Consider the following 8059-nt stretch of genomic DNA (forward strand, 5'->3'; position numbering starts at 1 on the left):
AAGACACCCGCTTTTTCTGAGGATTTGACCAGGCAAGATTGGCCGGATTGATGCCGATACTGTGGTAGTCGCTTACAAAAGTTGTAGCCACTCCCCGCCCCGTGGAGGTAAAGGCACTGCGCTCTATTTGTGCTGTAGAAGCCACTGCGACTGCCACAAAAGCACTTGCTAGCATCACACGTTTCATTGGTTGATGATTGTTTTGGTTTTCATTCTGGAAAGCACGCTCAATAAAAAAGCACTGAGTAAATGTACTACAGTGCTTTCAAACTATTTACATACTGAGCTTAGAATTTGTCCATCACCTTTGCGGTCACTCCGGTGGCCGAGTAGCCTCCGTCGTGATACAGGTTCTGCATGGTAACGTATTTCGTGTAATCAGAAAACATCATCACGCAGTAGTCGGCGCAGGCGTTGGCATCGGCATTGCCCAGCGGACTGAGAGATTCTGCAAAAGCCAGGAACTTGTCAAAGCCTGAAACGCCGGTTCCCGCTGTGGTGGGGGTTGGCGACTGCGAAATGGTGTTTACGCGCACCTTTTTCTTGAAGCCATAGTGATATCCAAACCCGCGGGCAATGGACTCGAGCAGTGATTTTGCGTCGGCCATATCACCGTAATCAGGGTAAATGCGCTGAGCGGCAATGTAAGATAGCGCAACTACAGAGGCCCATTCATTGAGCGCATCCATTTCCATGGCCACTTGAAGTGTTTTATGTAAGGACCCGCCTGATATATCCAGGGTTTTCTGGTACCAGTCGTAGTTGAGACCGGTGTAGCCTTTTCCTTTTCGCACGTTGGGCGACATACCGATGCTGTGGAGTACAAAATCAATCTTACCTCCCAATTTTTCCATACTTTGGGCGTAGAGATTCTTAAGATCATCCGTAGAGGTGGCATCCGCAGGTATAATTGGAGCGTTGCATTTTTCTGAAAGCTCGTTAATGGCTCCCAAACGCATAGCCACGGGAACGTTTGACAGCACAAAACTGGCTCCTTCAGCGTGGGCTTTTTCGGCCACTTTCCATGCGATGGATTGATCATTGAGCGCTCCGAATATGATTCCGCGCTTACCTTTCAGCAGGTTGTGAGACATACAGCTAGTTTTTGGTTGAGGGGCAAATATAGGAATAGCCCGTTAGTTGGCATTCATGAGCATGCGCGCGTTCTGGAGTGCTGCCTCGGTTGTATCGGAGCCACTGAGCATGGCTGCAACTTCATGAAGGCGGGCTTCTTCGTTGAGCTCCTCCACAAATGTGTGGGTTCTATCTGCTTCATCGCGCTTCGACACCCGATAGTGCCACTGCCCTTTGGCCGCAATTTGCGGAAGGTGGGTGATGCAAATCATTTGGCGCTGCCCCCCCATTTCAGCCAGCAATTGGGCCATTGCATCGGCTACCCTACCGGAAACACCATTGTCAATTTCATCGAGAATAAGCGTGGGCGCAAATTGTTGACCGGTGTTTACCGATTTGATTGCCAGCATGACGCGTGAAAGTTCTCCCCCCGAAGCCACCTGCTCAATGGGCATCAACTCCTGACCTTTGTTCGTTCTGAGAAGCAGCTGCACCCAATCGTCACCGTGGGATGTTCTCTTCGACAAGGACTCTATGGCAATGCTCATTTCGGCGTTCTTGAGTTCCATTCTCTCCAGAAGTACACAAAGTTTTTGGGCCAATTGTGGAGCGGCTTCCTTTCTTTTGACAGTCAGCTCAGCAGATTGGGCTTGCAAGTCTTCTTCGCGCTCCGCAATCTGTTTTTTCAGCAACTCCAGCTTCTCCTCCCGCGATTGTTCTCCCTCAAGTTTCTGAGCAATGGCGTCCATTTTGTCCAACAAGGCAGCTACATTACTAGCCTGGTGCTTGTGCATCAAACCGTTGAGCATATCCAGGCGCTCCTGTAGTTGCTGCAATCTCGACGGATTCACCTCGATAAGCTGCTCTTGCCTGGCCAACTCTTCTCCTATGTCTTTGATTTCAATGGACGCGCTTTGGAGGCGCTCAAACAACTCGTCAATGCCTTTGTCGTGACTGCGCACCGAGGCCAATTGCTGCAAACCGTTGCGAAGCGTAGCGGCTACATTTTCGTCGGAGTCAATAAGCATTTCGGTGCATTGAACCAGCCGAAGCTTGATTTCCTCAGCGTGTTCAAGCAGGGCTATTTCAGACTGTAACTGTTCCTCTTCGCCAGGGGTAAGTTGAGCCTCTTCAAGTTCATTCAGTTGAAAATCCAGGAAATCACGTTGTTCTCTTTCCCTTGCCAAGTGCTCGCGAAGGTTGGCCATTTCCCGATGAAGTGTTCGCCATTCTTTAAATTGCGCAGTAAACGCCTCTACCCGGGAGGTAAGTCCTGCAAAATCATCGAGCACGGCCAGTTGAAAACTGTTGTCTTTTAGATTCAGCGTTTCATGTTGAGAGTGTATATCCACCAGCAGAGATCCGAGCTCTCTTAACTGCTGCAGATTTACAGGCGTATCATTGATGAATGCCCTTGATTTTCCGGCCGGACTGATTTCGCGACGGATGGTGCAATGGTCGTCGTAATCGAGATCGTGCTCTTCAAAAAAATCGCCTACCGGCCAGCCTTTGAGTTTGCAAGTAACCTCTACAATGCACTTGCTGCCGGCATCTCTGAGTACAGAAGTGTCGGCCCGCTTTCCGAGAATAAGCGAAAGGGCCCCGAGTAAAATGGATTTTCCTGAGCCGGTTTCGCCGGTAATCACTGAAAAACCGGGTCTCAGCTCAATAGAGAGACTGTCAATCAGGGCGTAATTGCGAATATGCAGGTGGGTGAGCACGCCCCAAATTTCGTAAAAGTATCGGGAGGACGAACGAAGCTATCGAAGTTTGTTGTACTTGGACAAATTACCCGGGTCCAGCAGCTCGCCAATTTGGTAAACCTGGTTCTTTTCGTTGCCTTGCGCCTTGGAGAAAATATTGATAATCTCATCGTTTTTGGCAAGAAAGAAAATCGTCATATTGTAAGACAAAGGCTTGATTTGGTGCACAGAGCGCAGCTGATCCAGCGATTGAATCACCATTTCGCGTCCTTCGTCAAACTTGTCGTACATGATATCGAGCCCCAAACGGTGGTACTCGTAGAGCATTTTGCGAAAGGGCCTGAACGTTTGGTGAAGTATGTTGTCCACCATCCAAAAGCGATTTCGGTCGCCTTCAAAACCCTTCCAGCCCGCCTGTGGAGCATTGCTTGCATTGTTTACGACCTGTTGGGCAAGCTGAAAATACCTTGTTCCTCCTTCAAGACTGAAGGTATCGTAGTCGTAGCCAATAATCATGTACGCGTAAAAAGCCAGGATACTGGTGAGGTTATCGGTGAAATAATCCGGTGTGAAGCGCAAAATAGCGTTCTCTACAAAGGTGAATTCCACGTCATTGTCCACTAAATTAATGACCTGTGATTTCAAGCTGGCGTTGTGCACCGGGCGGAAGCTCTGTACCTGCAGGTTTCCACGAAAAGTAGTGGCTCCGGGAGCTCCTTCGGTAATGGTAAGGAGCATGTTGCACTCAATACGCTCGTGCACCTCGAAAATGTCATTGGTCCAACGCTGGTTGTTCACAAATTCAAAAATCACGTTCTCCATGGTTTCGAAGATTCGCGTTTCTGAGCCCTGAACCTGTGGACGAATAACGGTAACATTACAATTAAGCTCCTGTGCCGGAGCTGTATGCATGCCTAAAAAGATGAGTGCCAGAAGTAACTGAATGTGTTTCATTGTGCTGATTGCTGGAGGTAGTCTATCAAATCCCGCGCCACCTCCGTCTTAGTTTTCAACTCCAAAGGCAGCGTTTTATTGTCTGCCGTAATCAAAGTAACCTTGTTGGTATCATACCCAAAACCGGATTGGTCATCTTCCAACGAGTTGAGCATAATCAAATCGAGGTTTTTGGCCTTGAGTTTTTTGCGTGCATTTTCCACCGCATTATTGGTCTCAAGCGCGAAGCCCACCAATATTTGGTTGGGGGCTTTATGCTGGCCCATCCATTTCAAAATATCCGGGTTGAGCGCAAGATGGACGGTGGGCTGTGCGTCTGTTTTTTTGATTTTCTGATCACTTTGCTCGGCCGGACGGTAATCTGCAACGGCTGCCGACATGATGACCCAGTTAACCGCGGCGAATTCCCGCTGGCATGCCTCCAACATATCGCGCGCACTTTCAACGTGGATGGTCTGAATGCGCTCATGTTTCGTTTTGAGTGATGTAGGCCCGCTCACCAGGGTTACCTCTGCACCTCGCTGTGCAAGCTCTTCAGCAATGGCATATCCCATTTTACCGCTCGAGAAATTCCCGATAAACCGGACGGGGTCTATCCGCTCAAAGGTAGGACCGGCAGTAACCAGTACTTTCTTGCCGCGCAGAGGTAGCCGCGCTTCAAAATAGTTGTGTACCTGTTGAATGATCTCTTCAGGCTCAGCCATTCGCCCTTCGCCTTCGAGACCGCTGGCCAGTTCACCTTTTCCTACCGGAATGAGGATATGCCCAAATGACTGCATCTTTTCAATATTCTCTCGGGTGGAACCGTGTTTGAACATATCCAGATCCATAGATGGTGCAAAAAAAACCGGACACTTGGCCGATAAAAATGTGAGGAGCAATAAATTATCTGATTGACCTGTAACCATCTTACCCAAACTATGGGCCGAAACCGGAGCGATAATCATGGCATCCGCCCATAGCGCAAGATCCACGTGATTGGTCCAAACGCCACTCTCGCGGTCTTCAATCAAGTCCGATAACACCGGGTTTCTGGAGAGCGTTGCCAGTGTAAGCGGTGTGATAAAATCCCTGGCTCCATGCGTCATAATAACACGCACGTACGCACCGGCCTTTACCAACTCACGGGTTAGAAAAGCCGATTTATAGGCAGCGATGCTCCCGGTTATTCCCAGCAGAATGCGCTTACCTGATAAGCATGTCATGGCTTAGGCCTCAGCGGGAGCATCCTGAAGATCCTCGTCCGGACGACGGCTATAGATCTTGTCTTCGAGAAGCTCCTGAATAGCAATAGCATGAGGTTTGGGCAAACGCTCGTAGTATTTTGAAATCTCGATTTGCTCGCGGTTTTCGAAGATTTCTTCGAGGTTGTCCTGAGAGGTAGCAAACTCCTCGAGCTTGGCACTCAACTCTTCTTTCAGCTCAGAGCTGATCTGGTTCGACCGCTTAGCAAGTACAGCTACGGTTTCGTAGATGTTACCCGAGTCACCTACCATGCGACTTACATCGCGGGTTTCAGTGTTTCGGGCAGCGTTAACGTTTTTGAATTTACTCGACATAGTGGCGCTATAAATTGATTCTCTCCAACTCCCGAATGGTAGTCTCGTAAAGTGCTTCCGCTTGGCGCACCTTGCTACTTTCGGGATAAGAATCGACAAAGGTATGATAAGATTTGATTGTGTCCTTTAAGCGGTCGTACTTTTTTTCCTCCACGCTGCGAACAGCGAGAAGATAATTACTCTCCAGAATTCGAAACAGGATCTCCTCCTTGTACTCAGAGTTGGGGTATTCGCGCAGCACGTTGTTCAGGGCTATGACAGCCGATTTGTATTGCTCAATTTTGTGATAGAGCATGGCGCTTTCGTAGGCTTTCTTCTCGAGCTTCCTTATCATGTTCTCAACAAGCACGTTGCTGGTGTCACGTTTTTCGGAGTTGGGGTAACGCTCAAGAAAGATTTGAAACTTCTGAATCGCTCTTTTGGTATCGCTCTGATCAAGCGAGTAACCGGGTGAGTTCTTGTAAAAACAAAGTGCTGCCATAAAGGCTGCTTCTTCGGCCTTTTCACTGTTGGGGTATGTCTTTACAAAGCTCTCAAAATAAAACCCGGCGAGGTAATAATCGCGCAGCCCAAAGTATGATTGGGCATAGTGGTAATAAATGGTTTCACTGCGCTGGGTGCCCCTGGTTACGGCAATAAGTTCCTCAAACAAAGGCAGCGCCCGGTTAAAGTCACTTCTCTCGAAGTACTTCATGGCCCAGGTGTACTTCAAATCTACGTCCTGGCTCTTGAGCACTTTGTTGTACTTGCTACATCCACTGTGCATTACAAAGGCGCCAATGAGCGAAATGGCAAGGGCAATTCTGAAAATCATGGCGCAAAGATAGTACATTGAAAAGACGGGGCATTGTATGGATGTGATTGGTGAAACGAAATTTAATCTTACTTTAGTCGGGCGCCAACAAAAATAACCTGCAACCACAACCACGGCTTTTTTGCCAGAGTAAGTAAATAACGCTAATTTCGCGGCGCTTTTTTGAGCCAGTACAAACCAAAACATTAACGCTTTGGATATCTTCGAAAAAATCAAGAACAACCGTGGCCCACTTGGCCAGTATAAAGGTCGCTCACACGGTTACTTTACTTTCCCGAAACTTGAGGGTGAAATCTCCAACCGAATGGTTTTTCGTGGAAAAGAATGCCTCATCTGGAGTTTAAACAACTACCTGGGTTTGGCCAACCACCCCGAAATTCGGGAGGCCGATGCAAAGGCCGCGGAAGAATGGGGATTAGGTTACCCGATGGGAGCCCGCATGATGTCGGGGCAAACCAGCCAGCACGAAATGCTTGAACAGGAACTTGCCGATTTTATGGGTATGGAAGATTGTTTCCTGCTCAACTTCGGATACCAGGGCTGTATGTCGGCCATTGATGCACTGGTTGACCGCAATGATGTGATTGTGTATGACAGCGAGTCGCATGCCTGTATCATTGATGGTGTGAGGCTGCACCAAGGCAAGCGATTTGTGTTTATGCACAACGACATTGACAACCTGCGCAAGCAACTGGAGCGCGCGACACGCCTCACCGAAAAAACCAATGGCGGAATCCTCGTGATTACCGAAGGGGTATTTGGTATGAGCGGCGACCAAGGCAAGCTCAAAGAAATTGCCGCCCTGAAAAAGGAATTCAACTTCCGTCTTTTTGTGGATGATGCACACGGATTTGGAACACTTGGCGAAACCGGACAAGGTGCCGGCGAGGCCCAGGGTGTGCAGCACGAAATTGACATTCTCTTCGGAACTTTTGCCAAGAGCATGGCCAGCATCGGTGCCTTTATTTGTGGCGACGAGCAAATGATTGACTACCTGCGCTACAACATGCGTTCGCAGATTTTTGCCAAGTCACTTCCGATGCCTTTGGTGATTGGCGCCCGCAAGCGACTTGAAATGCTCAGAACCCGTCCGGAGCTGAAAGAAAAACTGTGGACCATTTCCAGCGCGCTTCAAAACGGACTGGTAGAAGCCGGTTTCTCCATTGGTAAAACCAATTCTTGTGTAACGCCGGTATTCTTTAAAGGCGAAATAGAAGTAGCTACCAATATGACGGTGGAGCTGCGGGAAAAGTACAACATCTTCTGCTCACTGGTGATTTACCCGGTGGTGCCCAAGGATGTGATTATGCTGCGACTGATTCCAACGGCCATGCACACGCTTGAAGACGTGAAGTACACCATTGACACCTTCAAGGAAATGCGCCAGCGAATTGCCAACGGTGAATTCGACACCAGCAAGATTCGCAGCATGCCCGAAGAGCAAGCGTGAATCAGCACATAAATCATTGTATTCTAAAACCGGCCTTCGAAAAAGGGCCGGTTTTTTTTTGTGACTTCATGCCGGTAAGTACAAACAAAATCTTCCAATTTTTTACATGTCTGAGGCATGGACTGTAAGCGTTATCGACGGCTAATCCATTTGTTGCGCAAATCGTTCTGTACAATTGAAAGGCAGCACCCAAAATCCTGAATTTGGGGGGTGCTTTCCTTCCCGGACTAAGGTTAGATAACTTAGCGTGATGAAAGTGGCATTGGGGGTTTTCATGGAGGGTGTTTGGGCGTTTGTGGGCATGAAGGTAAGTGCACAGTCAATTTTGTATGAGGATATCTTCCACGGTGGTGTCACCGCAGGTAGATTTTCTACCGGACTTGGTGCTGGTAGTGGCGAGGTCGAATTTCATATTGAGCCTGGAAGCACCATTCGCAGAGTTTCAATTTTGGGATTTCTCGCTCGAAATGTCAATGCGCTAATAGGCCCAATCAAACCAATCAAT

General features: G+C 48.5%; 8 protein-coding genes. 2 read left to right on the forward strand and 6 right to left on the reverse strand.

Annotated elements, in window-relative coordinates:
- Positions 1–287: 287 nt before the first annotated feature.
- Genes EA392_00725 through bamD form a run of 6 tightly spaced genes read right to left on the reverse strand, consistent with a single transcriptional unit; the run spans position 288 to position 6290 of the window.
- Entirely contained in the window at positions 288–1094 is an 807-nt protein-coding gene (locus tag EA392_00725; GenBank protein TVR42077.1) for an SDR family oxidoreductase, read from the reverse strand.
- A gap of 42 nt (positions 1095–1136) precedes the next feature.
- Complete coding sequence (gene recN, locus EA392_00730) at positions 1137–2804, reverse strand: DNA repair protein RecN (protein TVR42078.1); 1668 nt, start codon at positions 2802–2804, stop codon at positions 1137–1139.
- A 30-nt stretch (positions 2805–2834) separates the two neighbouring features.
- Positions 2835–3731, reverse strand: coding sequence for a DUF4835 family protein (locus EA392_00735; protein ID TVR42079.1), 897 nt, complete (start codon positions 3729–3731; stop codon positions 2835–2837).
- On the reverse strand, positions 3728–4936 hold the full coding sequence (coaBC, locus tag EA392_00740; GenBank protein TVR42080.1) for a bifunctional phosphopantothenoylcysteine decarboxylase/phosphopantothenate--cysteine ligase CoaBC: 1209 nt from the start codon (positions 4934–4936) through the stop codon (positions 3728–3730). The genes EA392_00735 and coaBC overlap by 4 nt, the downstream gene beginning before the upstream one ends.
- Before the next feature lie 3 nt (positions 4937–4939).
- Positions 4940–5290 (reverse strand): RNA polymerase Rpb6, encoded by a 351-nt coding sequence (locus tag EA392_00745; protein TVR42081.1) that lies wholly within the window; start codon positions 5288–5290, stop codon positions 4940–4942.
- A 7-nt stretch (positions 5291–5297) separates the two neighbouring features.
- A complete protein-coding gene (gene bamD, locus EA392_00750; GenBank protein TVR42082.1) occupies positions 5298–6290 on the reverse strand; it encodes an outer membrane protein assembly factor BamD in 993 nt (330 codons plus the stop codon).
- A gap of 7 nt (positions 6291–6297) precedes the next feature.
- Between bamD and EA392_00755 the strand changes: the two genes are divergently transcribed.
- Both EA392_00755 and EA392_00760 read left to right on the forward strand, forming a co-directional pair.
- Positions 6298–7554, forward strand: a complete 1257-nt coding sequence (locus EA392_00755) for an aminotransferase class I/II-fold pyridoxal phosphate-dependent enzyme (GenBank protein TVR42083.1) — start codon at positions 6298–6300, stop codon at positions 7552–7554.
- 250 nt (positions 7555–7804) lie between these two features.
- The coding region (locus EA392_00760) for a hypothetical protein (protein TVR42084.1) at positions 7805–8059 on the forward strand (255 nt) is incomplete at its 3' end.

The organism is Cryomorphaceae bacterium (assembly GCA_007695365.1).
Taxonomy (GTDB): Bacteria; Bacteroidota; Bacteroidia; order Flavobacteriales_D; family SKUL01; genus SKUL01.